Origin of the sequence: Pseudomonas sp. B21-053 (assembly GCF_026016365.1) — a bacterium.
Classification (GTDB): Bacteria; Pseudomonadota; Gammaproteobacteria; order Pseudomonadales; family Pseudomonadaceae; genus Aquipseudomonas; species Aquipseudomonas nunensis.
This window is the reverse complement of sequence record NZ_CP087205.1, coordinates 1,693,231-1,719,785: the sequence shown is the minus strand read 5'-3', so window position 1 is coordinate 1,719,785 and position 26,555 is coordinate 1,693,231. Positions and strand designations below refer to the sequence as shown.

Sequence of the window (26,555 nt, the reverse complement as noted above, 5' to 3'; positions counted from 1 at the left end):
CATAAAAAAACCCGGACATTGTCCGGGTTTTTTATTGGAAGACTACGGCGCTTTATTCAGCAGCCGGCGCTTCCGGCTTGCGGCGCTTGAGCGGCGCCATGCCGTCCTTGCTGACCAGCGACAGGGCGTCGGTCTTCGGGCGGTTGGCGATTTTGCGCTTGGTCGGTGCCTTGGCGCCGGTTTTCTTCTTGTCGCCTTTGGCGTCGACTTTTTTCTTCTTCACGCCAACGGCTTTGCCCGAGGCCTTGACCTTTTTCGGTCCGCCGTAGGTGCCTTTGACTTCCTTGATGGTGCGGCGCTCGAAGCTCTGCTTGAGGTAGCGCTCGACGCTCGACATCAGGTTCCAGTCGCCGTGGCAGATCAGCGAGATGGCCAGGCCATCGTTGCCGGCACGCCCGGTACGACCGATACGGTGAACATATTCGTCGCCGCTGCGCGGCATATCGAAGTTGATCACCAGGTCCAGGCCTTCCACGTCAAGACCGCGAGCGGCAACGTCGGTAGCAACCAGGATTTTCACGCCGCCCTGCTTCAGACGGTCGATCGCCAGTTTGCGATCCTTCTGGTCCTTGTCACCGTGCAGCACGAACGCTTTGTATTCCTGCGCCACCAGACGGCCGTAGATACGGTCGGCCATGGCCCGGGTGTTGGTGAACACGATGGCCTTCTGGTAGGTCTCGTTGGCCAGCAGCCAGTTCACGATCTGTTCTTTGTGCTGGTTGTGGTCAGCGGTAATGATCTGCTGACGGGTCGTCGCGTTCAGGTCGCTGACGTTGTTGAGCTGCAAGTGCTCAGGGTTGTTCAGGACTTTGGCGACCATCTCGCGCAGGCCCGAACCACCGGTGGTGGCGGAGAACAGCATGGTCTGCTGGCGGTTGGTGCACTCTTCCACCAGACGCTGCACGTCTTCGGCAAAACCCATGTCGAGCATGCGGTCGGCTTCGTCGAGCACCAGTACTTCGACTTCTTTCAAGTCGAGGTTGCCGGCGTTCAGTTGCTCGATCATCCGGCCCGGCGTACCGATCAGGATGTCCGGCACCTTGCGCAGCATGGCGGCCTGGACCTTGAAGTCTTCACCGCCGGTGATCAGGCCGGACTTGATGAACGTGAACTGGGCGAAGCGCTCGACTTCCTTGATGGTCTGCTGGGCCAACTCGCGGGTTGGCAGCAGGATCAGGGTCTTGATGCTGACGCGGACTTTGGCCGGGCCGATCAGACGGTTGAGGATCGGCAAAACGAACGCAGCGGTTTTGCCGCTACCAGTTTGCGCAGTCACCCGCAGGTCACGCCCTTGGAGCGCCAGCGGAATAGCCGCTGCTTGCACTGGCGTTGGCTCGACAAATTTAAGCTCGGCCACGGCTTTGAGCAGGCGTTCGTGCAGGGCGAATTGGGAAAACACGGGTGCTACCTCGAAGAAATACAAAAAAACAGCTGCATAGGGTAACGGTTTCGAGCGCGAAGGCCGAGTTTCTTTATGCAAACGACAGTAAACAGTGGCTTTTTTGTTGCCTGATTTGTCCCCAAACGTCATCCGCAGCGTCTTAAATGCTCTAATCGCCCCGACGCAACCTACAGAAGAATCGTTTTCGCCCATGGATATCAAACAGCTCTGGCTCAATGCCCAAGACCTTTGGGGCGCCCTCGACCAGCATCCGCTCCTGCATTCCAGCCTGGCGCTGATCCTGCTATTAGTCGTGGCGCTGGTCCTCGGACGAGTGGCGCGCTACTTGATCCTGCACGCCACCAAGATGCTCGGCCGCCAACCGGCGCTGCACTGGGTCAACGACCTGCGGCATAACAAGGTCTTCCACCGGCTGGCGCAAATGACGCCGTCGCTGGTGATCCAGTTTGGCCTGTACCTGGTGCCGGAACTGAGCAAGACCAGCCGGATCTTCCTCGGTAACGTGGCCCTGTCGTTCACCATTCTGTTCCTGCTGCTGGCGGCCAGCGCCCTGCTCAGTGCCCTGCTGGACATCTACGCCCGCACCGAACACGCCCGCACGCGCTCGATCAAAGGCTACGTACAGCTGACGAAAATGGTCTTGTACGTGCTCGGCGCGATCATCATCGTCGCCACGTTGATCGACCGTTCGCCGTTGCTGCTGCTCTCGGGTCTGGGCGCGATGTCGGCGGTAATTCTGTTGGTCTACAAGGACACCCTGCTGTCGTTCGTTGCCAGCGTGCAACTGACCAGCAACGACATGCTGCGGGTCGGCGACTGGATCGAGATGCCGCAAGTCGGTGCCGACGGTGACGTGGTCGACATCACCCTGCACACGGTCAAAGTGCAGAATTTCGACAAGACCATTGTGTCGATCCCGACCTGGCGCCTGATGTCCGAATCATTCAAGAACTGGCGTGGCATGCAGCAATCCGGTGGACGTCGGATCAAGCGCAGCCTGTTCATCGACGCCAGCGGCGTGCGGTTTGTGCGCGATGACGAAGAATCGAAACTGGCCCAGGTGCACTTGCTGACCGACTACATCAGCCGCAAACAAGCCGAACTCAAAGCCTGGAACGAAGCCCAGGGTAACGTCGCGGCAATGTCGGCCAACCGCCGGCGCATGACCAATATCGGCACCTTCCGCGCCTATGCGCTGGCGTATCTGAAGAGCCACCCGGAGATCCAGCCGAACATGACCTGCATGGTCCGCCAGATGCAGACCACCGCCCAGGGCATCCCGCTGGAAATCTACTGCTTCACCCGCACCACCGCGTGGGCGGATTACGAACGGATCCAGGGCGATATCTTCGATTATCTGCTGGCGGTACTGCCGGAATTTGGCTTGAGCCTGTATCAGCAGCCGAGCGGCGGGGATTTGCGCGCCGGGTTACTACCAGCAGTGCTCGGCGCGAGCCACATTCCCGAGCCGGAAAAACACGTCATGTAGTACCAAATCCCCCGTAGGAGCTGCCGAAGGCTGCGATCTTTTGATCTTGCTGTTACGAACAACATCAAAAGATCGCAGCCTTCGGCAGCTCCTACAGGGGGTGTGCATCCTGTTCGATCCTCAACTGATCACCGCGCCCTTTGGGCCACTGGCAATCAGGGCAGCACCGCACGCGGTTTTCATCCCGTCCAGCGCCACTGCGATACCGCCGACGGTGTAAGTGCTGCTGCCCTCGGCAATCGGAAAAATCCCTTTGCACAGTGGGCAACTGACCTTGTGGCCGACACCGGCAATCGGTTTGCCGTTGAGGTCGGTTTGGGAAAAGGCTTCCAGTACCACGCCACCGTGGCTGGTGGAGTCGCCCAAGCGAATGATGTCTTTCATGATTTGGCCATCCCTGTAAAAACCGAACATCCCGTGAAACGTTGAAAACGCTCGCCAGTCAGCGAGCATCTTTCAGTCCAGGCAATCATATTGGCATGTGCCGCGAACGCATTCACAGACCGACTGACTTCAACCCCTCACGCACACCCTCATCGGCGCCCTTGCACCAGGCTTCAACACCCTGAGGTGCAGCGCTTTCCACGCTCTCGTACTTTCCGTCCGGCCCCTTGCCCTTACCCTCTCGACCATAGGCTTCGTTCTTATCCCCGTCACGGGTGTCCAGACCGCCAGGCATACCCGCCGCGTACGCCACCATCTTCTTGGCGTTTACAGTACTGTCGGACTTCAGAAAACCTTTATCGACACAATAAGTAATGAGACCGGAAATGTTGCGTGTGGAATCGTAGACATTCTTCAGCACTGCGGGATCAACATCTTCTGCCTGCGCGAGGTTAAAGGTTGAAAAAGTGCTTGCGAGTACAAAGATCAATGCTGTGTTTTTCATATTCATCCTTAAATTAATAGTGCTCGGTCTACTGGACTTACTTGAACAACTTCACAATGGCATCCGAATACAGATCAGGTACATCTTTAGCTGACTTCAGTACATTTTGACGCACCGTTTGGCCTTTCGCACTTGGATATTCGGCCACATATTCCGGTGGGAAAGCGAGAGCATCCTTATCAGCACCTGCTGCCATCAAGGCCTTGGTGCAGTCAGGATTGTGGTGGATTGCGCTTTCCAGCAAAGGTGTGCCAACAGGCCATGCCTGCTGCTGTGGCTGAAATGCATCAATCGAAGTGCCGGCCTTGTGCAGCAGGGCAATCCGTTGTGCAGCTTGCGGATCAGGTTGATCGCTCAGCCCATAGGCGCGCTCGCAAACAAAATGCAAAGCAGTTGAACCTACCTTGGTGACACCATAAGGATCGGTGCCAGCGGCAATCAATACCTTGATAACATCAAGATCAGACGCCGACTTCATGAGTGGCGAGAACCCCTGCGGGGTCACCATCTTGGCATCAGCGCCAAACTGTAAAAGTAACTTAATCAGCTCCGGCGCCGATGAGTTCTCTAGCTTCGCCGCCGCAATAAGTGGGGTATTAGTCCCGCCCTGAGCAATTACATTAGCATCGGCACCAGCCTTGAGCAGACTATGCACAATGTGCGTTGTATCTTTGAGCTCGTCTGGATCGCCCATATGCCCCAGCATGGACAACAGTACTGTTTCACCGTTGTCACTAATGGGCTGATTGATATCAACCGGAAATTCAAGAAAACGATCAACCAGGTCAGGACTCTTGTAATAAGCGGCATGCCACAAAATCTGAATATCAGGTTTGGCGCCACTCTTGAGTAACCGGTTCACGGCATCAAGATCTTTCTGCTCTTTGGAATAAGCGTATTGAAGCACCGCATTATCCAGTTGCTTGGACACGTCCGCTGACTGAGCTTGCACCAGGCTCGGACCGCAGAGGAGAACCGAAGTGACGATACAGGCAGTGCGGAAACGGTTAAAGACAGGAGTTAATTGCAGCATACAAAAATCTCATATTGGGATCCCTAAACATGTCAAACGTTGTTCGACAACATAAAACCCTATAGTGCTTCACGCTACATCGTTCCTGGACACGTGAACACTTTAGCTTCTCTCTTTGGTTCTTCGCACGAGCATGAGAGAAAAAAAATAAGTTGGTCTACTTTTTTCCATCTGCTCTCCTTTTACTGAAACAATCACCAGCAGAAAATCTAGCGAGCATATCCCCGCCGCTCTAAGTTATTTTTTGCCGCACTCACTACATCTTCATCTGCATCCATTAACAGGCTCTCCAAGACCGTCCTTGGCGCCTTATTATTCGCTGCAATTTCGACCCTTACATCAGCATCCAAATCATTGGAAAGAAGCTCGAAAAGCTTAAGCGATAGCTTTCTTTTTGAGGCAATAAATCGTCTCACATCCGACGAAAAAACGCATAACTCCTCAAGAATCTCAAGAGGAACCGTCTTGTTATGCGCAACCCACTTCCTATAGTCAGGATACTCACTTATAACTTCGCGCCACACAGATATAGGAGCTTCTTCCATTGCAGCTCTATCGTATTCGTCTTTTATTTGACTACTGCGTAACGCAACAAACTCCTCCGCTGTCTCAATCATTTCGCACCTTTACACTTCATAGAATTAAAATTCAAATTCTTACCTGTATCACCCTTATGCTTTCCTTCCATATAGTCGCCATACGCATCAGCATCAGCGATCCACTCACCGCTTTTACTATGAACTTTCCAAGCACTTTCCCCATGACCGGTCTGGTCTTCAGACCACCACCGTTTATTGTCGGGATCGCGATAATATTTCACATAACCTACGCCTGGCACGTGACCTTCGCATACTCGGTCATAGCGATTTATTTCCCACTTTTTTCTGCACGGACATTTTGAGTTTTGATTAGGTTTATCAGACTGTTGTTTGCGCCCTGCTCCACCTGAAGATTTTGCCAAGCCCAAGGGGTCCACCCATTCAATCGGGTTTGGAGCATAGGCGTGTAGATTGAAACCACCTGCCAATCCAATCGGATCCTGCGAAACAAACCGTCCAACCCCCGGATCATAGTACCGATACCGGTTGTAATGCAGCCCCGTCTCATGGTCGTGATACTGCCCCTGGAACCGTATCGGGTTCACCACCCCGTGCTGCCGCGCCCATTCCGAGCGCTGCTCCGTCACCTGCCCCCACGCCTTGTACTGCGCGGTCCAGGCCATGTTGCCCTGCGGGTCCGTCAGTTCCTGCGGAGTGCCCAGGTGATCGCACTGGTACCACGCCAACGCATCAAACGCTGAGGCGGTTGCCTTGTGATTCCACAACGGATCTTCATCAAGGCTGTACTCGCCGCTGTAATCCGGTTGGCCGAGCAGATTGATCGGTGCGTGACGCACAGCCTGGGCGACCGGGACGAAGCTGCCGGGTTCGAAGAGGTAGTGGACGGTGCGGCCGGGCGCGCCGTCGGTTTGTGTCGGGCTGCTTTCCCAGGCGAGGTTGTCGCCGTCCCAGCCGTAGAGGGTGAAGCCGCAGCCGTATTCGCGTTGTTTGCGCGCGTGCTCGCTGCGGTTCCATTGCGAGCCGGCCTCGGGGCGCTGTTTGTAGTGGGCCGTGGAGTTTTTGTGCAGGCGTCGTCCCAGGGCATCGTAGGCGAAATCGACGGCCAGGCGTGGGTCTTCGAAATGCACGAGCCGATCAAACAGGTCCCATTGCAGGTCGCTGCGGGTGCCGTTGTGCCAGCGCTGGATCTGGTTGCCGCGCTCGTCGTAGTCGTAGTGGGTGCCGGCGTATTCGCGTAGCAGGTTGTCGACCAATTTGCTGCGCGGCGGGGTTTGATCCAGTGGACGGCGGATTTCGGCGGTTTTGGCGTCCAGCAGGTTGCTGGCCGGGTCGAAGGCGAAGGTTTCCACGCCTTGGCGGGTGGTGGCGCTGAGCAGTCGGCCGACCGGATCGTAACGGTACGCAAGCGGCCCACGACGGCTGTCGTTGATGTCGGTCAGTTGGCCGGCGGCGTCGTATTTGTAGTCGCGTTTAAGCAGCGTGGACGGGGCGTCGCTGCGCCCCAGCAGCTGTTCTTGCAAGCGGCCAGCCGGGTCCCATTTTTGCGTTTGCAGCAGACGGTTGCCTTGATGGCGGGCGACTTCGCGATGCAGGTCGTCGCGTTCGTAGCCGATCAGTTCATGATCGTCCAGACGCAGGCCCAGCAAGTGGCCGCTGCCGTAGGTCAGCCAGCTGACGCGGTGACCGTCCGGGCGCACGGTGGCGACACGTTGGTTAAGCACGTCGTACTCGTGCTGCCAGATCGCGACCGTGGGGTTTTCCAGACCGAGGTAGTGCTGGTGTTCACGCAGCAGGTTACCGGCCGGGTCGTGGAACCATTGCAGACGGCTGTCGGCGTTGTTGGCCATGACGAGATTGCCGTTGCCGTCGTAGGCGAAGGTCTCGCTTTGCGACTGGTCGCCCAGGCTGGCGCGGCGTTCGGTCAAGCGGCCCATGGGGTCGAAGCTGACCGAAATCACGCGTTCGCCGTTGACGGTGTGGGCCAGGCGCCCGGTCTGAGCGTCGTATTGATAGCGGGTGGTGCGGCCGTCGAAGCCGGTTTCTTCCAGCAGGCGACCGACCGGGTCGTAGTGGAACTGCGCGCGTTGTTCGTTTTCGTTTTCCAGGGCCAGCAACTGGCCGAGTCGGTCCCAGCGGTAGCGCAAGGTTTGTTCGGCGGCATCGACCCGTTCGGCGATCAAACCGGCGGCGCTGTAGCTCCAGGTGGTGCAACGATCGAGGCCATCAACATGCGCCAACAGCCGACCTTCTGCATCACGCTCAAAACGCTCTTCGGTTTTGTCCGGGTGTTTGATCAACACCAACTGCCCGGCCTTGTATTCGTATTCCGTGCTCTGCCCGGCCGGGTCAGTGAAGCAAATCATCTGCCCGAGTTCGTTGTATTCCCAGGCACTGGTTTTGCCCGAGCAATCGACGTATTCCACCAACTGCCCGGCGTCGTTGTAGGCCAGGGCTTTTTCGTTGCCGTTGGCGTCTTTGATCGCGGTGGGCAGGCCGGCCTTGTTGTAGGCGTATTCGGTTTTGTTGCCCAGTGGATCGATCGCTTCGACCAGGTTGCCCTGATCGTCGTAGGCTCGCTGCCATTGGCCGCCTTCGGCATCGCTGATCTTGATCAGCAAGTCCTGATCGTCGTAGGCGTAATGCATGACGGTGTGGTCGGCGCGGATGTGTTGCAGGCGGTTGCCGCGTTCGTCGTAGGTGCAGCGATCCGTGCTGCCGTCGGTGTGGACATGACGAATCAGGTTTTTAGCCTCGTCACGGAAGAACCATTCCGAGCGCTCATCGGGGTGACGAATGCGGTAGGTGTAGCCAAGGATGTCGTAGTAGTGCCAGGTCTCGTTACCGTGGGCGTCGGTGACGTAGGTCAGGCGGATGTTTTCGTCCCACTCCAAGCGCGTGTCGAAACTGCCGTCATCGGCCCATTCGCGGATGGCCTTGGCGTCGGTGCCAACACCTTGCCACTCCAGATTCATGCCGCGCCCGGTACGGTCGGTGTAACGGGTGATCAGGTGATGCTGGTACTGATACGACCACGCCGCGCCGTTCTCGTCCTGGGCCTGAATCAGGTCGCCATTCCCGTCATATTGGTAGGCGCAGAGTTGCCGCAGAGGAACGCCGTCAACGATTTGCCAGAGGCCGATCAAGCGGCCGTGATCGTCGATCAGCGTGCCGAGGTGCAGGTGGACTTTGCTGAAGTCGTTTTCCTGATAGGTGATCAGGTCCGACAGCACCGACAACTCGCCGTGGCGATGCTCGTAATGCAGCATGATCCCGGCGCCGTTGCGCAGCGAGACGTTGGTCAGTACATAACGCTGACCACGACGGACGTAGGTTTCCTTGCGCTCGAAACCACGGCACAGCAGGAGCTGGTCTTCGCCCGAGCGCACCAGGGTGATGTTTTCGATGGCGTCATAGTGGAACAGGCCGACTTTGGGCAGCGGGTAATTGTGGCTGCGACCGTCAGCGTCGTGAAACTTCAGGCCATCGTTAACGCAGTCGAAACGCGTGGTGAACTCGGTGATCCAACGTGCACCGAGTTCGCTCTGGTCATAAGCGCCCAGACGCGAATTGTAGGCGCGCGACCATTCGACCGGGAACGGCCCCGGCAGGCTGAAATCGGTGTGGCTAAGGCTTTCCGAACCCAAGGCAAAATTGATGCTGTTGCAGGTGCCGGTACAGGTGGCGTTTTTCTTGGCATCGGCGGCATTCGTTGCCGGTGCCTGACGACTGGTGGCCTCCAACCGACCTTCGCCCGCCTTGTGCTCAGCCTGACTGGTCGCCGCAGGTTTGACGCTCGCCCCCTGCCCATGAGCCCGACGCTTGCGCCACGTGGCAACCGCGCCACCCAGCATCTGCAACAACCAACCAATGGAATGCCGAGTCCCCGGATCCCCCAGTTTGCTGAGTTGTTTGTTGATCTCCGGGCCCATGATTCGTAATGAACTGGTGTGGGTCAGCACCAACGCTTTGGCTTGATCGGGCAGGAGATGTTTCGCCGCACTGTTGGAAATGCCCTTGCCCACAGCCTTGTAAAGACTGAACACGGCACCGAGGTAATTGCCGGCGGCCTGCTTGGGATTACTCCAGACCTTTTCGTAAGCCGCAGTGATGTTATTGCGAGCTGCCTTGGCATCACCTTTTGCGTCAAGGTCACCGTTGACCACGGCTTCCAGGCCCGTAGCAATATCACCGACGACTTTTTCGCCGAGTTGGCCGGCGTCCGAAAGGATGCCCGACAGCTTGCCTTGGGCCTGGGTGACGAAGTCATCCAGGGTGCCGATGATGGTCGCGTTGAGGTGTCCGACCAGCACCTCGATCATCGAATCGCCCAGCAGCATCTTGGCGCTGCTGCGCAGCTCCTGACGCACCAGAAACAGGGTCGGGCGCAGGCTCATGCGCGCCGCCGCCATGGTCGGCGGTGCCGGTAAAACACCAATCAGGTTGATGCCGAGGCTGACCCAGTCGAGCAACTCCCGTTGTTTGCTTTTGCTCAGGGTGACGATATCGCCCAACGCATCGACCAGCGCCATGATGTTGCCGATCACAGGCAAGCCACCGGCGACGTTTTTCAAGCGATCAAGGGTGACCACGCCGCCACTGATTTCTTGTAACCAGGCATCGAATACCGCCGCACCGCGCCCGACGTCCTGGACGTCGATGGTGTTGAGCGGAACGATGGCAACCTGAGGTTCACGTTTTACAATTTCAGTGGTCATGACAGCATCTCACCGGCCAGCAGGCCCGGGGTTTTAAAGGAGGTCTTGGGAGGTGTTACCGCTGGCAGACTCGGCAACTTGCCGCTCCTGCTCGCCGCGCCAAGCAAGCTCGAGGCGCTCGGCATCGCCGCACTGGCGAGCTTCGGCAACCCGGCCACGCCGCCCTGCACTGCGCTTTTGACTTGCTGTGCGGTTTGCATGGCGCCTTGCGCAGTTTGCACGGCGCTCATGCCGGTCTGCGCCAGGGCTTTACCTTTCTCCAGCACGTCCCAGTTCTTGCTCGGCAATACCTGCGCGACCATCGCTTGCACCGGGCCAGGAATGTCCTCCGCACTCGGCGGACTCAGCGGCCATTGCGCTTTGCCGATGTAGCTGCCATCGCTCCAGGTGTCCGCCGGGTCCTTGCCAAACATCACCCGCGCCGGCCCCGGGGCCGCGCCGGAGACCGTGGCAAAGCCCTTGGCATCCAGCGTGCCCTTGAGGCTTTTGCCCAAGGCGTCGACGACTTCGAAATCGCCGCCCTTGATGCCTTGAAGCCCGGCGTACTGGTTGAACAACTCCAGATTGCCCTTGCCTGGTTTCGGCGGTTCGGGAAACACGCCCGCGAGACTTTTCGCCCCGGTGTAGGCGAAGTTCGCCGCATGCGCGGTGTACGGCCCGGTGGTGGCGTGGGTGATGCCGCCGGCGTTGTAGGTCGTGGCGCTGCCGCCGCCCTGGATCACCAGTTCGGTTTTCGCGGTAATCGTGATGCGGTCGGCGTTGGCGGTGATGTTGAGTTTGGCCAGCAGGTTGATGCTGTCCTTGAGCGCGCGGATGTCGATGTCACCGGAGGCCGCGACCAGCCGCCAACCGAGGTTTTGCACAAACAGTCGCATGCCCTGACTGGCACTGGCGAGCAGGCGTTTGCCGATCGACAGGCTGGTGTGACCGGTGCTGCTCAACGCCAGGTGTTCGCCGGTGGCGATGTGGCTGGAGCGCGGGGTGCTCAGGGCGATGCCGGCCGGGCTGGCGAGCACCAGATGCGCTTCGGTGAACTCGGGGAATTCGTTGGCGCTCATGTTCGCCGGGCCGCTACCGAGGATGCCCTGATGCTGCGCGTGCAGGGCTTTGGCCACGTCGTCCTGATCGCCGGGTTCCTGGGCTTGCAGTTCCTTGGCTTGCAGCGCAAAACCGTCCTGCTGCTCGCTGGCCGTGGCCAGGCGTTCGGCGGTTTCCGGCAGGTCCTTGTGGTGCTTGGATTCGTTCGGTCGTGGCTCGGTGGTGATCAGCAACCCGGCGGCCGCGCGCACCGCGCCATGGCGGTCGGTGCGCAGTTCAAAACCTTCGCCACGCGGTTGGCCGCCGGAGGGGCGTGGATGGGTCAGGTAGCCGAGGTTGATCGCACTGGCGCCGTGGTCGCTGCGCAGCGCGATGCTGATCTCGCTGGTGGTGTCGTCGATCCGCAGTTCGTTGGCGCGGCTGCCTTTGTATTCCTTGCTCTTGACCGTGGCCAGGGTCTTGAAATCGGGCAGTTTGTACGGCGGCAGGTTGGCGCCGTGGTACAGGCAACCGGTGATCAACGGCTGATCGGGATCGCCTTCGAGGAAGCTGATCAGCACTTCCATGCCGACGCGTGGCAGGTTGATTGAACCGAAGGTCTGCGCGGCCCAGTTCGTGGCGACACGCATCCAGCAGCTGGTCTTGTCGTCGTGCTGGCCTTCGCGGTCCCAGAAGAACTGCACCTTCACCCGGCCGTACTGGTCGCAGAAAATCTCTTCGCCTTCGGGGCCGGTGACCACCGCGCTCTGGGTGCCGAGGACTTTCGGTTTCGGGTGATCAAGCGGTGGGCGGTACGGCACGTCCCACGGGGTCGCGCTGAAACGGTTGCGATAACCCTGGTGGAAATCGTCCTTGTGATCGGTGACGTCGCTGCTGATCACCTCTTCCAGCACTTGCGGCTGTTTGCCTTCGTGGAAGATTTCGGTGAGCAGCCACAGGTCGTTCCACGCCGGATTGGCGTGCGCGGCCAGGGCAAGGAAATGCCCGGTGACCAGCAGCGGTTGATCGCTGCTGCCTTCGGCGAGGCGGTAGTCACTGCGATGGCGTTCCAGAGCACGATTAGCCAGGTGTTTACCGCGTTCGCGATCAACGAAACGGCCAGGATAATCGTAATCCTCGAGGTCCGGTTTGGCCGCGCTTTTGGCGTCGCTTTCCAGTTCGATTTTTGGTTTGGTGAAGTCGTAATCACGCCGTGTGGTGCGGCTGGTGCGGGTGATCATGCGCAGGCCGAAACGCTTGATCACCGGCTGATCGGCGACCAGCCCGGTGTCCTGCTGATAGGTCACCGGCGCGAGTTTCGGGAACACCGTCTGGTCATCGCCGAACACCAGCAGATGGCCGCTGGCACTGTGCTGGAAGTGGTAGTGAATGCCCTCTTCTTCGCACAGGCGCTGAACGAAGTGCAGGTCCGATTCGTCGTACTGCACGCAGTAGATGCGCTCGGGGTACACCGCGCTGAGCTGGAACTTGTGTTCGCTGGCGAGAATGCCGTGTTCCTCCAGCACCTGCGCAATGATCTGCGGCACGGTCATTTGCTGGAAGATCCGCTGATTGACCCGGTGCGCCAGGTACGCCAATTGCGGACGCAGCGAGATTTTATAGCGGGTCAAACGCTTGCCGGCCTCGCCCTGGGCGATGCTGTAGACCAGACCGTGGATGCCGGAGCCGTTTTGCGTGAGCTGCAAAAATGCCAGTTTGTGCAGCAGGCTTTCGAGGTTCAGAGAGGCCTTTTCGCTGACCAGTTCCAGTTCGAATTCGAACGGCTGGTTGAGCGCTTCCCGGCCAGTGAAGGACAGCACCTGGAATTGGCTGTCGGCCCCGTCGATGGTCAGGGCAAAGTGAGTCTGATTGGCCGGTGCGAACATTCCCTGTTCCTCATGCGATGTGGCGGCAGGCGTCAACGCTCGACGACTGCAAAAAATTCTTTAGGGACAACAAACCGCCTCGGCCGCTCGGGCCGAGGCGGTGCAACAGTCGACCTGAATCAGGCGACCGGCAGACGCCAGTCATCGGAACCCGAAGTACCGGATACTTCGTGGGTCCAGGTGATTTTGCGGTAGGTGAACTGCACTTCTTCCAGGTGCGTGAAGTGCGAGTTCGACGGATCCTGGCAGTTGTGCATTTTGTTGTTGATGGCGACGATGATCGCGTCTTCCAGTTTGGTGGTGTAGTAGTGCTCTTGGGTCCCTTGGGCCGAAGTGCGGTACCACTGGATAACGATTTCGCTCAGGCGCTCGCCGGAAGTCAGCGCCGCTTGCAGCAGTGGCGATGCCTTGTCGTAGACCTTGGTGATCGCAACTGGCTTGTGCACGCGCTGGCCGGTCGGCTGGCCGGACTGTGGGTCACGCGGGATGATCACGTCGTGGCTGAACGCCTGAACCATGACTTGGTCTTCGTGACCTTCTTGATAGGTGTTGCCAACCGAGTCGGCAGTGAAGGCGCCGGCGGTGATCAGACCTTGTTTTTCGCCAGTGACGGACATGTAGGCAGGTGTTGCCATGGGGTGCTCTCCTTGCTTGAAAGACAGGACCGGACGGCGTGATTGCCTGTCCAGCTGTCGAAGGAGATATCAAAAGTTGTGCCAGCCAACATGTGCCCATTACGCTTCAAGGGTTTGCGGCCCATGCATGGGGATTTTTCGATTTTGGCCGTAGGAAACGACGTCAAAGTGCGCAAGAAGTTGCGCAGTACTGTGCAACTTCTTGCGCACTTGCCTGTAGGCCTTTAACGGCGTGGCTTGCAGCGATTTTTCAGGCTGATTTCGCCCATTCACTGCGCAACTTCTTGCGCACTCGTCTTTACGAAGCCAGCGCAGTCCGGCGTACGCCCAACCGACTGATCCACACCGCCATCAAAATCACCGACCCACCGAGGAACAAGCGCCCCAGTTCTTCATGCTGATTCCAGATCAGCAAATTGATCAGCAACCCCACCGGCACATGCAGATTGTTCATCACCGCCAGCGTGCCGCCATTCACCAGGCATGCGCCTTTGTTCCACCAGTACAGCCCCAACGCCGTCGAGACCAGGCCGAGGAATACCAGCACGCCCCATTGCAGCGGCGCTTCAGGCAAGAAGTTCTGTTTGCCGAACAGCAGGAACGCCGGTAATGCGACCGCCAGTGCGCCGAGGTAGAAATAGCCGAAACGCCGATAGTGCGGCAGATCGCTCGGGTGCCGCGCCACCAGATGCTTATAAAGCACTTGCCCGGCGGCGTAGGTGAAGTTGGCCAGTTGCAGCAACAGGAAGCCCATGAAGAAGTCCGGGTTGATCCGGTCATAGCGAATCACCGCCGCGCCCGCCACCGCCACCAATGCCGCGACCAACGCCCACGGATTGAAACGCCGGTTCAGCGCATCCTCGATCAGCGTGACGTGCAGCGGTGTGAGAATGGTGAACAGCAAGACTTCCGGCACCGTCAGCACCCGGAAGCTCAGGTAAAGGCACACGTAAGTCACGCCGAACTGTAACGCGCCGATCAGCAACATGCCGCGCATGAAGGCGGGCTCCACCGAACGCCAGCGCGTCAGTGGAATAAACACCAATCCCGCCAACAGCACCCGCACCAGCACCGCGAAGTAACTGTCGACATGCCCGGCCAGGTATTCGCCGATCAAACTGAAGGAAAACGCCTGGATCAGCGTGACAAAAAGTAGATAGCCCATGCTCGCCTCGTTTTGAATGGCGGCGACGATAGCGGGTTTTGCATTCTGCAACCAACATAAATCCCCTGTAGGAGCTGTGTAGGAGCTGTGTAGGAGCTGTCGAGTGAAACGAGGCTGCGATCTTTTCAAAAGATCAAAAGATCAAAAGATCAAAAGATCAAAAGATCAAAAGATCAAAAGATCAAAAGATCAAAAGATCAAAAGATCAAAAGATCAAAAGATCGCAGCCTTCGGCAGCTCCTACAGGGGATCGTGTGAACCAGATAAATCGCAGGCAAAAAAAAGCCCGATCTCGCTAAAGCGTTCAATCGGGCTACAGCACTCAGGAGCAACAAGTGCAAAGGGAGGTTCGATGCGCATGCAAACTTGAAGGGTTGCGCCAGGTCACTTGAACATCAAGGGATTATCTGGCGATTAAAGCCTCAAGCCACTTGGGAAAGCTTGGCGTTGGCCTGGTTCAGGCCCTTCTCCTGGAAGTCACCGCCCAGGTTCATGCCTTCGGCATGGATGAAGGTCACGTCGTGGATGCCGATGAAGGCCATCACCTGGCGCAGGTACGGTTCCTGGTGATCCGCCGGGCCACCGGCGTAGATTCCGCCGCGAGCGGTCAGCACGTAGGCACGCTTGCCGCTGAGCAGGCCTTGCGGGCCGGTGTCGGTGTACTTGAAGGTCACGCCGGCACGCAGCACATGATCGAGCCAAGCCTTGAGGGTGCTCGGGATCGCGAAGTTGTACATCGGCGCGGCCATGACCAGTACGTCGGCAGCCAGCAATTCATCGGTCAACTGGTTGGAGCGGTCCAGGGAAGCCTTTTCGATGTCGTTGCGTTGTTCGGCAGGTTTCATCCAGCCGCCCAGCAAGTTGATGTCCAGGTGCGGCACCGGGTTGACGGCGAGGTCACGGACGGTGATCTGGTCGGCCGGGTGTGCAGTTTTCCATTGGCTGATGAAGGTCTGGGTCAGCTGACGGGATACCGAGTCTTGCTGACGGGCGCTGCTTTCGATGATCAGAACGCGGGACATGGGATGTAGCCTCCATCTGAGAATGCTGTAAGTCGATGGAGTGGAGATTAAACAGAGTTATATCGATGAAAAAGCGCAAATAACTGCTATAAAGCATCGATAAATTCGTTTATAAGCTGAGCGAACGCTGTATTTGTGGGAGCGGGCTTGCTCGCGAAAGCGGTGCGTCATTCAACATTTGTGTCGACTGGCACACTGCTTTCGCGAGCAAGCCCGCTCCCACAGGTTTATTTAGGCGAGCAGCTCAGGTTAATGCGCATCTTGATAATGGTACGGGTGAATTTGGCCGTGGCGTTTTTGTGTTTGCCGGCGGGCACTTCGATGGTGCGGGTACGCGGCGATTCCGGGCCGTTGTTGAACACCACCTTGCAGACCGCATCCGTGGCGCCGTAGTTGTTCACCTGAATAGACGCGATGTCGTTATCCGTGTCGTAGGCGTTGTAGTCGATGCTCAGGCCATTGAGCTGTTTTTGAACATCGATCGGATAGGCAAACGCAGTCAGCGGCAGCATCGCCAACACTACACAACAGAATTTTCTCATTCGGCAGTCTCCAATATGGACCGCCAGCTTAGGACAAGAGGAGCTCATCATGAAAGCGCCCCGCGTGACCCTTGATCAATGGCGAACGTTGCAGGCCGTGGTCGACCACGGCGGTTTCGCCCAGGCCGCCGAAGCGCTGCACCGCTCGCAATCGTCGGTCAGCTACACCGTGGCCCGTATGCAGGACCAGCTCGGCGTGCCGTTATTGCGCATCGATGGCCGCAAAGCGGTGCTGACCGAGGCCGGCGGCGTGTTGCTGCGCCGCTCGCGGCAACTGGTCAAACAGGCCAGCCAACTGGAAGACCTGGCCCACCACATGGAACAAGGCTGGGAAGCGGAAGTGCGGCTGGTGGTCGATGCCGCTTACCCGAGCGCCCGTCTCGTGCGCGCCTTGACCGCGTTCATGCCGCAAAGCCGTGGCTGCCGGGTGCGGCTGCGCGAAGAAGTGTTGTCGGGCGTCGAAGAGGTCCTGCTTGAAGGCGTGGCCGACCTGGCCATCACCGGTTTCAGCATTCCTGGCTACCTTGGCGCGGAATTGAGCGACGTCGAATTTGTCGCCGTCGCGCACCCCGATCACGCGCTGCACCGCATGAACCGCGAACTGAATTTCCAGGACCTGGAAACCCAGATGCAAGTGGTGATCCGCGACTCCGGCCGACAGCAGCCACGGGACGTCGGCTGGCTCGGCGCCGAACAGCGCTGGACCGTCGGCAGCCTGGCCACCGCCGCGACATTCGTCAGCAGCGGCCTGGGTTTCGCCTGGTTGCCCCGGCACATGATTGAACGGGAATTGAAGGAAGGTACGCTCAAGCTGCTACCGTTGGACCAGGGTGGCAGTCGCAACCCGAGCTTCTATCTGTACTCGAACAAGGACAAACCCTTGGGCCCGGCGACGCAAATCCTCATCGAACTGCTGCGCACTTTCGACACCGCGCCGCTGGATGCGCCCTTCGCCGCCCCAGAACAAGCCTGACACGGAGTAAACGAATGGCCTATTTCGAACATGAAGGTTGCAACCTGCACTATGAGGAATATGGCCACGGCGCTCCCTTGCTGCTGGTCCACGGGCTGGGTTCCAGCACCCTGGACTGGGAAATGCAGATCCCGGCGCTGTCCGCCCGCTACCGGGTAATCGTCCCGGACGTGCGCGGTCACGGTCGCTCGGACAAACCTCGCGAGCGCTACAGCATCGCCGGGTTCAGCGCCGACCTGATCGCGCTGATGGAACACCTGAAACTCGGCCCGACCCATTACGTGGGCCTGTCCATGGGCGGCATGATCGGTTTTCAACTGGCCACCGATCAGCCGCAAGTGCTCAAGAGTTTGTGCATCGTCAACAGCGCACCCGAGGTCAAGTTGCGCAGCCGCGACGATTACTGGCAGTGGTTCAAGCGCTGGAGCCTGATGCGTGCGCTCAGCCTTGGCGCCATCGGCAAGGCCTTGGGCGCCAAGCTGTTCCCCAAACCGGAGCAAGCGGATTTGCGACAAAAAATGGCTGAGCGCTGGGCAAAAAACGACAAACATGCTTATCTCGCCAGCTTCGATGCCATCGTTGGCTGGGGTGTCCAGGAACGACTTTCCAAGGTCACCTGTCCAACCCTCATCATCAGCGCCGACCGTGACTACACACCGGTCGCACTGAAAGAAACCTATGTAAAACTGCTGCCCGATGCGCGGCTGGTGGTGATCGCCGATTCGCGCCACGCCACCCCGCTGGATCAACCCGAACGCTTTAACCAAACCCTGCTCGAGTTTCTCACCGCAGTCGACACCACTACTCAGGATCACTGACCCATGCTGAAAAAAATCGCCCTCGTCGCCGGCTCCGTACTGTTCGCCGCCAACCTGATGGCCGCCACGCCCGCCAAGGCGCCGCATGTGCTGCTGGACACCACCAATGGCCAGATCGAAATCGAACTGGACCCGGTCAAGGCGCCAATCAGTACCAAGAACTTTCTGGACTACGTCAACAGCGGCTTCTACAACAACACGATTTTCCACCGTGTGATCCCGGGGTTCATGGTCCAGGGCGGCGGTTTCACGCAACAGATGCAGCAGAAAGAAACCAAGGCGCCAATCAAGAACGAATCCAAAAACGGTCTGCATAACGTGCGTGGCACGCTGTCCATGGCCCGCACCTCTGTGCCGGATTCGGCGACCAGCCAGTTCTTCGTCAACGTCAAGGACAACGACTTCCTCGACCAGGGCGACGGTTACGCTGTGTTTGGCAAAGTCGTCAAAGGCATGGACGTAGTGGACATCATCGTCAACACGCCAACCACTACTCGCGGCGGCATGAAAGATGTGCCTGCCGATCCTGTGTTCATCAAGTCGGCCAAAGTCATCGACTAAGCTGCACAAGGAATGTTGAGCGGTCGCCGGGTCTTTACGGCGCCGCTCATCGTGCTCAAAGGAAAGCCCCTGCGCGGGCGGAGAACCAATGCTTTATCGCCGTTTTGAAAAACTGATCGACATCTTCCGCGACGCACCGACGGCAGCCCCGCCGGATCGGGTTTTCCCCTTCTATACCTATTACTTGAAGCAGGTCTGGCCGAGTTTCGCCGCCCTGCTGATCGTCGGCCTGTGTGCCTCGTTGATCGAAGTCGCGCTGTTCAATTATTTGAGCCGCATCATCGACCTGGCCCAAGGCACGCCGAACCCGAATTTCTTCCAGGATCACGCCCTCGAACTGACCTGGATGGTGGTGGTCACCCTGATCCTGCGCCCGATTTTCTTCGCCCTGCACGATCTGCTGGTGCACCAGACCCTGACCCCGGGCATGACCAGCCTGATCCTGTGGCAGAACCACCGCTACGTGCTCAAGCAGAGCCTGAATTTCTTCCAGAACGACTTCGCCGGGCGCATCGCCCAACGCATCATGCAGACCGGCAACGCCCTGCGTGATTCGGCCGTGCAAGCCGTGGACGCGCTGTGGCATGTGCTGATCTACGCGATCAGCGCGCTGGTGCTGTTTGCCGAAGCCGATTGGCGCCTGATGATCCCGCTGATGACCTGGATCGCAGGCTTTATCGGCGCGCTCTATTACTTCGTGCCACGGGTCAAGGATCGCTCGGTGCAGTCTTCCGATGCGCGCTCCAAACTCATGGGGCGGATTGTCGACGGCTACACCAACATCACCACCCTGAAACTGTTTGCCCACACCAATTTCGAACAGCATTACGCCAAGGAAGCGATCAAGGAGCAAACCGAAAAAGCCCAGATGGCCGGCCGCGTGGTCACCAGCATGGACGTGGCCATCACCAGCATGAACGGCCTGCTGATTGTCACCACCACTGGCCTGGCCCTGTGGCTGTGGACCCAGTCGCTGATCTCGGTGGGCGCGATTGCCTTGGCCACTGGCCTGGTGATCCGCATCGTCAACATGTCCGGCTGGATCATGTGGGTGGTCACCGGCATTTTCGAAAACATCGGCATGGTCCAGGACGGTTTGCGCACCATCGCTCAACCGGTCAGCGTCACCGACCGCGAGCACGCCAAGCCACTGGCGGTGGCCAACGGCGAAGTGCGCTTCGAGCACGTCGATTTCCACTACGGCAAGAAGAGCGGGATCATCGGCGGCCTCAACCTGACCATCAAACCCGGCGAAAAAATCGGCCTGATCGGCCCGTCCGGCGCCGGCAAATCGACCCTGGTCAACCTGCTGCTGCGCCTCTACGACGTGGAAGGCGGACGCATCCTGATCGATGGCCAGAACATTGCCGAAGTCGGCCAGGAAAGCCTGCGCGAACGCATCGGCATGATCACCCAGGACACCTCGCTGCTGCACCGCTCGATCCGCGACAATCTGCTTTACGGCCGGCCCGACGCCACCGACGCCGAACTCTGGGAAGCCGTGCACAAGGCCCGAGCGGATCAATTTATCCCGTTGCTCTCGGACGCCGAAGGTCGCACCGGTTTTGATGCTCACGTGGGTGAGCGCGGGGTGAAACTCTCCGGCGGCCAGCGTCAGCGGATCGCTATCGCGCGGGTGCTGCTCAAGGACGCGCCGATCCTGATCATGGACGAAGCCACCTCGGCGCTGGACTCGGAAGTAGAGGCGGCGATCCAGGAAAGCCTGGAAACCCTGATGCAAGGCAAAACCGTGATCGCCATCGCCCACCGGCTCTCGACCATCGCCCGCATGGATCGGTTGGTGGTGCTGGAAAACGGCAAGATCGCCGAAACCGGCAGCCACGCCGAACTGCTGGCCCATGGCGGGTTGTATGCAAGGTTGTGGGCGCACCAGACGGGTGGGTTTGTCGGTATCGACTAAACAAACCCGGACCCTGTGGGAGCGGGCTTGCTCGCGAAAAGGGAGTGTCAGTCGATATCAATGTTGCCTGACACACCGCCTTCGCGAGCAAGCCCGCTCCCACAGTTGGATCTGCGGCACACCAGAAAACCGCCACAGCCCTCTAACCACGGGCCCTGGCGGTTTTTTATCGCCTGCTGGAATTCCTCTAAAACCCTGCTGTACTCAGCCAAGGTTCTGGAGATGAACCTGTCGTAAATCTGCAGGAAGCATCACGCGATAAAGTCTCGATAGGTCGCCTATCAAGGACGCTCTCATGTCTCTGTTCAAACGTTCAGTCACTGAGTTGTTAGGTACGTTCTGGCTGGTGTTGGGTGGGTGCGGCAGTGCGGTGTTGGCCGCGTCTTCGCCGTTGGGTATCGGGGTGTTGGGGGTGGCCCTGGCGTTTGGTCTTACCGTGCTGACCATGGCGTTCGCCATTGGCCATATTTCTGGATGTCACCTCAACCCTGCCGTGTCGGTGGGATTGTTCGTCGGCGGTCGATTCCCTGCCAAAGAGTTGCCCGCCTACATCATCGCCCAGGTGATCGGCGGGATCATCGCGGCGGCGCTGCTCTACTACATCGCCAGCGGCAAGGAAGGCTTCGATCTGTCGGCAGGGCTGGCCTCCAATGGCTACGCCGAGCACTCCCCCGGCAAATACTCGATGGCCACAGGCTTTGTCTGTGAGCTGGTGATGACGGCGATGTTCGTGCTGATCATCCTCGGCGCCACCGACAAACGCGCCCCGACGGGACTGGCACCGATCGCCATCGGCCTGGCCCTGACGCTGATCCACCTGATCTCGATTCCCGTGACCAACACCTCGGTCAACCCGGCCCGCAGCACGGGGCCGGCGCTGATGGTTGGCGGTTGGGCCATCGCGCAATTGTGGATGTTCTGGGTCGCGCCGTTGTTGGGCGCGGTGGTTGGCGGGGTGACTTATCGCTGGCTGGGCAAGGAAGGCACCTGAGCGGCTGGGCGAGGATTTGTCATGTCTGCTGGCATGGCAATCCTCGCTTCCTCGACATGTTTCAGTCACTCGGCGCAACTACTAAGTGCGTGGCACTTTATTAATCAACTTTCACTCAACAAACACAACCTGCAAAGCCCTCACACAAGCAGAAGCAAACATCTCTTAGGCCTTATTTAAAGTCGTTGTTAATATCCCACCCCTTGAACCACTGGTTCAACCCATCAGCTAAACAACCGGAAAACATTCATGATCAAAAAGATTTTGGTCCTCAGCGTATTGCTGAACATCGGGCTGTTTCAAGGTGCGGCTTTCGCGGAGAACAAAGGGCCCTTCGTTGAGGCAAGCACTCCTCACCATGGCTCCATGCCGCCTCCTGTACCAAGATGCCCGCCAGGCTATATCTGGAGTTCCGTGCAGAACACTTGTACCCGTTAAACACCTAATAAAATCAATTTCCAGCCAGTACCCCTGAAATAAAGCATCAAAAAGCCTGGCTCATTTAAATAAATACCCATGTCTTCTGCAGATACTTAGCCATTATGAAACGCCGCGCCCCTAACAACAGGGGCCGGCGTACTTCCCGCTCACACGAAACAGTTCCTGAAGCCAACTAATACACTAATGAATCGTCAAACCTGCCGATAAGGCAACGCCGTTCTCGCCTCTTCCGCATACGCCAGCACCCCAACTCGCTCCTGCTGCAAGAAGTCTTTGACCGCCGCTTTCAACCCCGGATGACGCAAGTAGTGCCAGGAATGAGTGATCACCGGTTCAAACCCACGAATCAACTTGTGCTCGCCCTGGGCGCCGGCGTCAAAGCGCTGAAAGCCGTTGGCGATGGCATACTCCATGCCCTGATAGAAACACGTCTCGAAATGCAAACGGTCGTACTCCGCCAGACAACCCCAGTAACGACCATAAAAGCTGTCGCCACCCACCAGGCTGAAGGCCATGGCCACCGGCCGTGAGCCTTGCTTGGCCAGCACCACGCGAATCGATTCCGGCATGCGCTCGGCCAACAGGCTGAAGAATTCCCGCGTCAGGTACGGCGTTTGCCGACGCACCGCGTAGGTATTGGCGTAGCACGCGTAGACGAAATCCCACTGCGCCTGGGTCAGTTGCGCACCCTCAAGCCATTCAAATTCGATGCCCTGCCCGGCCACTTGCTCGCGCTCCTTGCGCATCTGCTTGCGCTTGCGCGAACTGAGCGCATCGAGGAAGTCCTGGAAGTCCCGATAGTCGCGGTTCTGCCAGTGATACTGACAACCGATGCGCTGCAACCAGCCAGGTTGTTCGGCCAGCGCAGCGTCGGTGAACGGGTCGGTGAAATTGATGTGTGCGCTGGAAAGTTCTTCGATTTCCAGATAGCCCGGCAGGCTGTTCAGCAACTCGAAACCATCCTCCACGTTGGCCGCCAACAAGCGCGGGCCGCTGACCGGGCTGAACGGCACGGCGGTCAACAGCTTGGGGTAGTACTCGATACCGGCACGGGCGCAGGCGTCGGCCCAACCATGATCAAACACGTACTCGCCGTAGGAATGCCATTTGCGGTAGCTGGGCAATGCCGCAATTAAACGATCGCCTTCGATGTGCAGCAGATGCTCAGGCTGCCAGCCGGAATGCGGGCCGACGCTGCCACTGTCTTCCAGCGCACTGAGGAACGCGTGGCGCAGGAACGGCTGACTTTCGGGTACCAGCGCGTCCCACGTCTGGGGCGCAATTTCGGACAGATTTTCCAGACATTGCAGCGGCATCGGCATTCTCACAGTTCGTTGCGTGACAGCTTCGCGAGTATCGCCTATCGCCGCGCATCCCACACCTTTCATCCGCCGACAGCGCTCTAGAACGATGGTTCATGAAAGATTTGTATCGTCATCGAGACGCCATCACTTTGCCACTGCACTGTCATAAACCATCGCGATACTGGCGCCTGTTTTTAGAGCGCCGGGTTCTTACCCGGTCACTGTTTTCCGTCCGACAACGGTCGGTTGTGTCCTGGATGGCTCAGTCATCCCTTTCATCTTCGGAGATTGATATGCGTCTTGCTTCCACGAAAACTGCGGCGGCCCTGTGTGGCGGCCTGCTGCTGGCCATGAGTGTTCCAGCGAGCGCCGCAGTCGACGCCAAACTGCTCGACATGCTCAAGGCAAATGGCTCGATTTCCCAGGCGCAATACGCCGAACTGCAAGCCGAACTGGCACGGGATCAGAAAGACCAGCAAATCGCCCGCCAGGCTCAGCAAGAGACCAACGAACAGATCGCGGCAACCGCGAAAAAAACCAATGAACTGAGCACCTTCGACCAGAAACTGGCATGGGCGGCCAAGACCCAATTCAAGGGTGACGTGCGCTTCCGTGAAGAAACCGTGCACAACGATGGTGTTTCGAACAACAAAGACCAGGATCGCCAGCGCATTCGTGTACGCCTGGGTGCCTACAGCGAAATCAACCCGCAAGTCGACACCGGTATCCGTATCGCCACCGGCAACAACGACGACGCTCGCTCCACCAACCAGAGCCTGGACGGTTACTTCGACAAGAAGTCGATCTGGCTGGACCAGGGTTACGTGGACTACCACCCTGATTTCCTGAAGAACCTGCACGTGGTTGGCGGCAAGATGCCGCAACAATGGGTGAGCATGGGCGACATCATCTGGGATAGCGACATCAGCCCTGAAGGTCTGGCACTCACTTATAAATACCCGTTGGGTGGCAGCACCGAGCTGTTCGGCAGCGCCGGCCACTACACCCTCAAGGACAACGTCGACGGCGACGGCGTGCAGTTCAAGCACGACCTGCGTCTGTACGCCGGCCAGTTGGGCGCGCGTTTCGCCATCACCGACAACCTGAAACTGACCCTGGGTGGCAGCGTCTACGGCTACGACAACGACGACGACATCACCGCCGGCGGCACCACCACGCCATCCATCCTGGCCACCAACGGCAACACCCCGAACGAACAATTCAAACTGTACGAAGGTTTTGGCCAGTTGGACGTCGCCGGCCTGCCACTGCCGCTCTCGGTATACGGTCAGTACGTCACCAACAAAGACGCCAGCAACGATCAGGACGCTGCCTGGTTGGCCGGTGTGAAGACCAAGCTTTACGGCTTCGCCGTGGACTACAACTATCGCGACGTACAGCGTAACGCGGTGGTCGGTGCCTTCACCGACTCCGACTTCGCCAACGGTTTCACCGGTTCGCGCGGCAGCAAGTTGAAAGTCAGCTATGAAATCGACAAGAACTTCGCCCTTGGCGCGACGTACTTCCTGGCCAAATCCGACTTCACCAACGCCACCATCCGCGATTCGGACATCAAAACCCTGCAACTGGATGCCGAAGCCAAGTTCTGATACCCCGCAATACGACCCGGGCAAGGAAGCCCGGGCGCTTCTTTACAGCCTCGCGTTGGTCTATCGGTCCCCATCATCCGTCCGATAGACCCACGCGGGGCTGTTTTCATAAAAGCGCCCCACAAAAAAAGATCGCAGCCTGCGGCAGCTCCTACAGGATCGGGTTTCAACTCAATATTGAAGTTGAACCCGATCGGCGTAGGAGCTGCCGCAGGCTGCGATCTTTTAGAGCGAACTCAGCGCTTGCGCAGAATCACGCTACCAATCGAATACCCGGCACCAAACGAACTGAGCACGGCCAGCGAGCCTGCTGCCAGGTCATCCTGATTCTTGTGAAACGAAATCACCGAGCCCGCGGAGCTGGTGTTGGCGTAGGTGTCGAGGATCACCGGTGCCTCTTCTTCGGTAGCTTCGCGGCCCAGCAGTTTCTTGACGATCAAGTGGTTCATGCTGAGGTTGGCCTGGTGCAGCCAGAAGCGCTTCACGTCGCTGATGTTCAGCTTGTTCTCTTCCAGGTGCATAGCGATCAGCTCGGCAACCATCGGGCACACATCGCGGAACACCTTGCGGCCTTCCTGCACGAACAGTTTGTCCTTGGCACCGATGCCCTCTTCCGCCGCGCGGTTGAGGAAACCGAAGTTGTTGCGGATGTTGTTGGAGAACTTGGTCAGCAATTTGGTGCTAACAATGTCGAACTGGTATTTGGACGTCGCCAGGTCGGCACGCTCAATGATCACCGCAGTGGCGGCGTCGCCGAAGATGAAGTGGCTGTCGCGGTCGCGGAAGTTCAGGTGACCGGTGCAGACTTCCGGGTTGACCATCAGGATCGCCCGGGCCTGGCCCAGTTGCACGCTGTTGGTCGCAGCCTGAATGCCGAAGGTCGCCGAGGAGCAGGCGACGTTCATGTCGTAACCGAAACCCTGGATGCCCAAGGCTTCCTGGACTTCGATGGCGATGGCCGGGTAGGCACGTTGCAGGTTGGAGCAGGCGACGATCACTCCGTCGATGTCCGCGGCGGTCTTGCCGGCACGCTGCAAGGCTTGTTCGGCAGCGCCGATGGCCATCTGGCAGAGCACCGACCATTCGTCGTTGGAACGCTCCGGCAGGCGTGGCGCCATGCGTTGCGGGTCGAGGATGCCTTCCTTGTCCATGACAAAACGGCTTTTGATGCCGGAGGCTTTTTCGATAAACGCTGCACTGGACTCGGTCAACGCTTCGATCTCGCCGCGCGCGATGGCGTCGGCATTGTCGGCGTTGAATTGCGCGACGTAAGCGTTGAAAGACTGCACCAGCTCTTCGTTGGAGATGCTGTTGGCCGGGGTGTACAGGCCGGTGCCGCTGATGACGACGTTATGCATGGTCGTTTCTCTAATCTGTTCAGGCAGAAAGTGCTGGCACCGACGTACCAACACACAAAGGGTCTTTTCCCATTCCGTGGAGTCCAACCTGGCATCGCTTTATTCCGATCCGCGGCGCCTGCGAAGGCTCAAAATCGCGGTGACGGCGTTTATAGGCGCGAAGTTTGCCATAAACGTTAGGTTTTGGCGCCTTTTGCTGGATCAAGCGACATAACGCGATACC

20 protein-coding genes are annotated in these 26,555 nt (G+C 58.5%); 7 read left to right on the top strand and 13 right to left on the bottom strand.

Translation table 11 applies throughout. The features are described from left to right. Nucleotides 1-52: 52 nt before the first annotated feature. Entirely contained in the window at nucleotides 53-1,399 is a 1,347-nt protein-coding gene (locus LOY68_RS07855; protein WP_008153197.1) for a DEAD/DEAH box helicase, read from the bottom strand. A 193-nt stretch (nucleotides 1,400-1,592) separates the two neighbouring features. On the opposite strand from LOY68_RS07855, the gene LOY68_RS07850 reads away from it, so the two are divergent. Further along, nucleotides 1,593-2,891, top strand: coding sequence for a mechanosensitive ion channel family protein (locus tag LOY68_RS07850; protein ID WP_054049120.1), 1,299 nt, complete (start codon nucleotides 1,593-1,595; stop codon nucleotides 2,889-2,891). Nucleotides 2,892-3,011: 120 nt separating this feature from the next. On the opposite strand, the gene LOY68_RS07845 is transcribed toward LOY68_RS07850, so the two are convergent. The 10 genes from LOY68_RS07845 to LOY68_RS07800 form a co-directional block, all read right to left on the bottom strand. After that, complete coding sequence (locus LOY68_RS07845) at nucleotides 3,012-3,275, bottom strand: PAAR domain-containing protein (RefSeq protein ID WP_163909000.1); 264 nt, start codon at nucleotides 3,273-3,275, stop codon at nucleotides 3,012-3,014. Nucleotides 3,276-3,387: 112 nt separating this feature from the next. Beyond that, complete coding sequence (locus tag LOY68_RS07840; RefSeq protein ID WP_265043987.1) at nucleotides 3,388-3,780, bottom strand: hypothetical protein; 393 nt, start codon at nucleotides 3,778-3,780, stop codon at nucleotides 3,388-3,390. Between the two features lie 37 nt (nucleotides 3,781-3,817). Then, nucleotides 3,818-4,813 (bottom strand): ankyrin repeat domain-containing protein, encoded by a 996-nt coding sequence (locus tag LOY68_RS07835; RefSeq protein WP_265043985.1) that lies wholly within the window; start codon nucleotides 4,811-4,813, stop codon nucleotides 3,818-3,820. Nucleotides 4,814-5,022: 209 nt separating this feature from the next. Next, a complete protein-coding gene (locus LOY68_RS07830) occupies nucleotides 5,023-5,430 on the bottom strand; it encodes a hypothetical protein (protein ID WP_265043983.1) in 408 nt (135 codons plus the stop codon). Next, nucleotides 5,427-10,088: an RHS repeat-associated core domain-containing protein gene (locus LOY68_RS07825; RefSeq protein ID WP_265043981.1), complete on the bottom strand. Its 4,662-nt coding sequence runs from the start codon at nucleotides 10,086-10,088 to the stop codon at nucleotides 5,427-5,429. The genes LOY68_RS07830 and LOY68_RS07825 overlap by 4 nt, the downstream gene beginning before the upstream one ends. After that, nucleotides 10,085-12,991, bottom strand: a complete 2,907-nt coding sequence (locus LOY68_RS07820) for a type VI secretion system tip protein VgrG (RefSeq protein WP_265043979.1) — start codon at nucleotides 12,989-12,991, stop codon at nucleotides 10,085-10,087. The genes LOY68_RS07825 and LOY68_RS07820 overlap by 4 nt, the downstream gene beginning before the upstream one ends. Nucleotides 12,992-13,110: 119 nt before the next feature. Then, nucleotides 13,111-13,626, bottom strand: a complete 516-nt coding sequence (locus LOY68_RS07815) for an Hcp family type VI secretion system effector (RefSeq protein WP_163908996.1) — start codon at nucleotides 13,624-13,626, stop codon at nucleotides 13,111-13,113. Nucleotides 13,627-13,924: 298 nt separating this feature from the next. Further along, nucleotides 13,925-14,791 carry a carboxylate/amino acid/amine transporter gene (locus tag LOY68_RS07810; protein WP_163908995.1) on the bottom strand — a complete coding sequence of 289 codons (867 nt, stop codon included), beginning with the start codon at nucleotides 14,789-14,791 and terminating at the stop codon, nucleotides 13,925-13,927. Nucleotides 14,792-15,213: 422 nt separating this feature from the next. After that, nucleotides 15,214-15,813 (bottom strand): FMN-dependent NADH-azoreductase, encoded by a 600-nt coding sequence (locus tag LOY68_RS07805; RefSeq protein WP_265043977.1) that lies wholly within the window; start codon nucleotides 15,811-15,813, stop codon nucleotides 15,214-15,216. 227 nt (nucleotides 15,814-16,040) lie between these two features. After that, nucleotides 16,041-16,355 carry a hypothetical protein gene (locus LOY68_RS07800; protein ID WP_054049111.1) on the bottom strand — a complete coding sequence of 105 codons (315 nt, stop codon included), beginning with the start codon at nucleotides 16,353-16,355 and terminating at the stop codon, nucleotides 16,041-16,043. A 49-nt stretch (nucleotides 16,356-16,404) separates the two neighbouring features. Between LOY68_RS07800 and LOY68_RS07795 the strand changes: the two genes are divergently transcribed. The 5 genes from LOY68_RS07795 to aqpZ all read left to right on the top strand — a co-directional run bounded on the left by LOY68_RS07795 (nucleotide 16,405) and on the right by aqpZ (nucleotide 21,619). After that, nucleotides 16,405-17,328: a LysR family transcriptional regulator gene (locus LOY68_RS07795; protein WP_054049109.1), complete on the top strand. Its 924-nt coding sequence runs from the start codon at nucleotides 16,405-16,407 to the stop codon at nucleotides 17,326-17,328. A gap of 14 nt (nucleotides 17,329-17,342) precedes the next feature. Then, complete coding sequence (locus LOY68_RS07790) at nucleotides 17,343-18,146, top strand: alpha/beta fold hydrolase (protein ID WP_265043973.1); 804 nt, start codon at nucleotides 17,343-17,345, stop codon at nucleotides 18,144-18,146. 3 nt (nucleotides 18,147-18,149) lie between these two features. After that, nucleotides 18,150-18,707: a peptidylprolyl isomerase gene (locus tag LOY68_RS07785; RefSeq protein WP_163908993.1), complete on the top strand. Its 558-nt coding sequence runs from the start codon at nucleotides 18,150-18,152 to the stop codon at nucleotides 18,705-18,707. Between the two features lie 88 nt (nucleotides 18,708-18,795). Beyond that, nucleotides 18,796-20,628 (top strand): ABC transporter ATP-binding protein, encoded by a 1,833-nt coding sequence (locus tag LOY68_RS07780; RefSeq protein WP_265043971.1) that lies wholly within the window; start codon nucleotides 18,796-18,798, stop codon nucleotides 20,626-20,628. 295 nt (nucleotides 20,629-20,923) lie between these two features. Further along, nucleotides 20,924-21,619, top strand: a complete 696-nt coding sequence (gene aqpZ / locus LOY68_RS07775) for an aquaporin Z (protein ID WP_265043970.1) — start codon at nucleotides 20,924-20,926, stop codon at nucleotides 21,617-21,619. A gap of 632 nt (nucleotides 21,620-22,251) precedes the next feature. Here the strand turns inward: aqpZ and LOY68_RS07770 are convergent. Continuing rightward, nucleotides 22,252-23,376: a GNAT family N-acetyltransferase gene (locus LOY68_RS07770; protein WP_163910397.1), complete on the bottom strand. Its 1,125-nt coding sequence runs from the start codon at nucleotides 23,374-23,376 to the stop codon at nucleotides 22,252-22,254. Nucleotides 23,377-23,657: 281 nt separating this feature from the next. Between LOY68_RS07770 and LOY68_RS07765 the strand changes: the two genes are divergently transcribed. Continuing rightward, nucleotides 23,658-24,974, top strand: coding sequence for a putative porin (locus LOY68_RS07765; RefSeq protein WP_054049092.1), 1,317 nt, complete (start codon nucleotides 23,658-23,660; stop codon nucleotides 24,972-24,974). 236 nt (nucleotides 24,975-25,210) lie between these two features. Here LOY68_RS07765 and LOY68_RS07760 read toward each other — a convergent pair whose 3' ends face one another. After that, nucleotides 25,211-26,332 carry a beta-ketoacyl-ACP synthase III gene (locus LOY68_RS07760; RefSeq protein ID WP_265043967.1) on the bottom strand — a complete coding sequence of 374 codons (1,122 nt, stop codon included), beginning with the start codon at nucleotides 26,330-26,332 and terminating at the stop codon, nucleotides 25,211-25,213. Between the last annotated feature and the right edge of the window lie 223 nt (nucleotides 26,333-26,555).

Excerpts from the sequence above, each read along its gene's own strand:
- LOY68_RS07850 (WP_054049120.1), top strand. The coding sequence starts at position 1,593 with ATGGATATCAAACAGCTCTGGCTCAATGCCCAAGACCTTTGGGGCGCC.
- LOY68_RS07845 (WP_163909000.1), bottom strand. The coding sequence starts at position 3,275 with ATGAAAGACATCATTCGCTTGGGCGACTCCACCAGCCACGGTGGCGTG.
- LOY68_RS07840 (WP_265043987.1), bottom strand. The coding sequence starts at position 3,780 with ATGAAAAACACAGCATTGATCTTTGTACTCGCAAGCACTTTTTCAACC.
- LOY68_RS07835 (WP_265043985.1), bottom strand. The coding sequence starts at position 4,813 with ATGCTGCAATTAACTCCTGTCTTTAACCGTTTCCGCACTGCCTGTATC.
- LOY68_RS07830 (WP_265043983.1), bottom strand. The coding sequence starts at position 5,430 with ATGATTGAGACAGCGGAGGAGTTTGTTGCGTTACGCAGTAGTCAAATA.
- LOY68_RS07825 (WP_265043981.1), bottom strand. The coding sequence starts at position 10,088 with ATGACCACTGAAATTGTAAAACGTGAACCTCAGGTTGCCATCGTTCCG.
- LOY68_RS07820 (WP_265043979.1), bottom strand. The coding sequence starts at position 12,991 with ATGTTCGCACCGGCCAATCAGACTCACTTTGCCCTGACCATCGACGGG.
- LOY68_RS07815 (WP_163908996.1), bottom strand. The coding sequence starts at position 13,626 with ATGGCAACACCTGCCTACATGTCCGTCACTGGCGAAAAACAAGGTCTG.
- LOY68_RS07810 (WP_163908995.1), bottom strand. The coding sequence starts at position 14,791 with ATGGGCTATCTACTTTTTGTCACGCTGATCCAGGCGTTTTCCTTCAGT.
- LOY68_RS07805 (WP_265043977.1), bottom strand. The coding sequence starts at position 15,813 with ATGTCCCGCGTTCTGATCATCGAAAGCAGCGCCCGTCAGCAAGACTCG.
- LOY68_RS07800 (WP_054049111.1), bottom strand. The coding sequence starts at position 16,355 with ATGAGAAAATTCTGTTGTGTAGTGTTGGCGATGCTGCCGCTGACTGCG.
- LOY68_RS07795 (WP_054049109.1), top strand. The coding sequence starts at position 16,405 with ATGAAAGCGCCCCGCGTGACCCTTGATCAATGGCGAACGTTGCAGGCC.
- LOY68_RS07790 (WP_265043973.1), top strand. The coding sequence starts at position 17,343 with ATGGCCTATTTCGAACATGAAGGTTGCAACCTGCACTATGAGGAATAT.
- LOY68_RS07785 (WP_163908993.1), top strand. The coding sequence starts at position 18,150 with ATGCTGAAAAAAATCGCCCTCGTCGCCGGCTCCGTACTGTTCGCCGCC.
- LOY68_RS07780 (WP_265043971.1), top strand. The coding sequence starts at position 18,796 with ATGCTTTATCGCCGTTTTGAAAAACTGATCGACATCTTCCGCGACGCA.
- aqpZ (WP_265043970.1), top strand. The coding sequence starts at position 20,924 with ATGTCTCTGTTCAAACGTTCAGTCACTGAGTTGTTAGGTACGTTCTGG.
- LOY68_RS07770 (WP_163910397.1), bottom strand. The coding sequence starts at position 23,376 with ATGCCGCTGCAATGTCTGGAAAATCTGTCCGAAATTGCGCCCCAGACG.
- LOY68_RS07765 (WP_054049092.1), top strand. The coding sequence starts at position 23,658 with ATGCGTCTTGCTTCCACGAAAACTGCGGCGGCCCTGTGTGGCGGCCTG.
- LOY68_RS07760 (WP_265043967.1), bottom strand. The coding sequence starts at position 26,332 with ATGCATAACGTCGTCATCAGCGGCACCGGCCTGTACACCCCGGCCAAC.